This is a genomic window from Kandleria vitulina DSM 20405 (assembly GCF_000702065.1).
In the GTDB taxonomy this organism is placed as follows: domain Bacteria; phylum Bacillota_I; class Bacilli_A; order Erysipelotrichales; family Coprobacillaceae; genus Kandleria; species Kandleria vitulina.
Genome location: NZ_JNKN01000066.1, coordinates 1 through 2,670 on the forward strand (window position 1 = coordinate 1; position 2,670 = coordinate 2,670).

Consider the following 2,670-nt stretch of genomic DNA (forward strand, 5'->3'; position numbering starts at 1 on the left):
GCTAAGGAACCATCCTTTATGTTTAGAGGGCTTCCCTGTGGGCCGTCCCCCTCACTGCTCAATCAGTATATAATAATATTCATCATATTGCAACACTTTTTTGAACTTTTTTTGTGACCCTTTGTCTACATAGAGGACGTATTTAAAAAAAGAAGAGAATTAGAGTCTTTCTCTTCTTTTAGTAGATTCAATAAACTGTGCTTTCAATCCGTCTTCGTCATCTTCGCGAATTGCATCCTTTAATACATTAAGCTTTTCTTCAAATCTTTCAATAGATTTAAGGAGATACTTCTTATTATTAAGGAACAGTTCACTCCATAGATCTTCATTGATATTGGCAATACGTGTCAGTTCTCTGAAAGAATCTCCGATATATTTTCCTGTATCATATTTTTCATCATCACTATTAATAAGTGATACTGCTATTGCATGTGGAAGCTGTGATGTAAATGAGATGATTTCATCATGATCATATGGTGACATGATCTTTACAGAATGGAATCCCATTTCATGAGCGAAGCCTTCCATAAAGGCAATGGATTCTGGTTTATTGGCTTCATGCTGGATCACAATGAAGTTGGCATCCTTAAATACATCCTTTGAAGCGTAGGCATAGCCTTTCTTTTCTCTACCTGCCATCGGATGCATGCTGATGTATTCTACATCATCTGGAATAATGGATAATGCTTTTTCAAGAAAGTAAGATTTAATTCCTACTGCATCTGAAATGATGCTGCCTTTCTTGAATGTATTATCACGAAGGAAATCAAGTACAAGAGATGGATATAAAGAAATGATTGTTAAATCAGTCTCTGGAATGATTTCATGTGGATCGACATATCCTTTAATAATGCACCCTTCCTTCTCTGCTTCTCTTAATGTTTCTACATTGACATCTACACCGTAGACTTCATAGCCCTTACCTTTAAGTGCCTTTACAAAACTTCCCCCGATGACACCTAATCCTACAACTGTTATTTTCATATAATCCCCCTTTTATAAAGAAAGCGAATAAGTATACTTATTCGCTAACCTCTCTTTTCTTCAAGCATCTTTAATTTATAGTCGATTAGTTTTCTTGATAGATCTACATAATATTTATGTGGGTATTCTAAACGGAAAACTTCATCCCATAATAGTTCTTCCTGTTTTTTCTTGTATTCTCTAATTTCATCAAGAGTGAATTCAGGATATACACATTTACCATCCTTGAAGACTTCTTTTTGTAGTTCATAGAACTTGAATTCTCCTGCTGGCAATGTTTTGTTAAGCCATTTATCTAGCTGAGAGTAGATTGTTAAGTCATCATCAGGATCAATGATTTCATCCGCAAATGTAATTAAGTCTGCGATAGCCTTATTGGTTTCTTTTTCAATAAGACGATAGACTTTCTTATATCCTGGGTTTGTGATCTTTTCAGTATTTTCTGAGATCTTGATCTTAGGAATGATTTTTCCATCTCTTTCTACAGCTGCCATCTTGTAGACTCCACCGAAAACTGGTGCTGACTTAGATGTAATCATGTTTTCTCCTACACCAAAGGAATCAATCTGAGCACCCTGTTCAAGCACTGAACGAATTAGATATTCATCTAGTGAGTTGGAAATAGAAATCTTGCAGTCAGTCAAGCCTGCTACATCTAGCATAGCTCTCGCTTTCTTAGTCAAGTAAGCAATATCGCCACTGTCGATACGAATACCGGCCAAGCGTTTTCCCATTGGTTCAAGTACCTGTTCTGCTACTTCAATCGCATTTGGTACCCCGCTTTTTAATGTGTCATAAGTATCTACAAGTAGAATACAATTATCCGGATAAATTTCAGCATAGGCTTTGAATGCATCGTATTCATTATCAAATGACTGCACAAATGAATGGGCCATTGTACCAAGAACTGGAATATTAAAAATCTTTCCAGCAGATACTGTCGCTGTACCAGCTGCCCCACCAATGTAGGCTGCTCTTGCACCATATGTAGCGGCATCATAACCCTGTGCACGTCTTGCACCAAATTCCATGACTGGACGTCCTTTTGCTTCCTGGACAATACGTCTTGTCTTAGTTGCAATAAGTGACTGATGATTGATTGTTACTAATAAGAACGTTTCAATCATCTGTGCTTCAATTATTGGTGCCTTAACAGTTACCAATGGTTCATAAGGGAACACTGGTGTTCCTTCTGGAACAGCCCAGATTGATCCAGTGAACTTGAAGTTTCTTAGATAATCAAAGAATGCCTCATCAAATACGCCTAATCCTCTCAAATAATCGATATCGCCATCAGAGAAATGCATGTTTTGAATAGCTTCAATCAACTGCTGAACCCCTGCCGCAATAACAACTCCTCCATCATCGGGATTTTTACGATAGAACATATCAAAATAAACAATTTCGTCCTTCTTGCCTTGCTTAAAATAATTATAAGACATTGTTAATTCATAAAAATCCATTACAAGTGTAATATTTCTTGCACTATTTACATTGAAATTCATATATGATATCTCCTTAATATAAGGACATGATACTCTTTTTTTCTAAAAAAATAAAGGTGTCATCCGATATTTCATAGCACAAAAATAAAGTAAGTGAACTACCACCCACCTAAAGGTAGGTGGCTTCTAAGAACCTGACGGTTCTATTTAAGAAGTTTGATATTTAAGTTTCCACCCGACA

At 36.4% G+C, this 2,670-nt stretch carries 2 protein-coding genes; both read right to left on the reverse strand.

From position 1 onward, the window contains the following. Positions 1–159: 159 nt before the first annotated feature. A complete protein-coding gene (locus T513_RS0109510) occupies positions 160–984 on the reverse strand; it encodes a prephenate dehydrogenase (RefSeq protein WP_031589895.1) in 825 nt (274 codons plus the stop codon). A 44-nt stretch (positions 985–1,028) separates the two neighbouring features. After that, positions 1,029–2,489, reverse strand: coding sequence for a nicotinate phosphoribosyltransferase (locus T513_RS0109515; protein WP_031589896.1), 1,461 nt, complete (start codon positions 2,487–2,489; stop codon positions 1,029–1,031). Positions 2,490–2,670 lie beyond the last annotated feature (181 nt).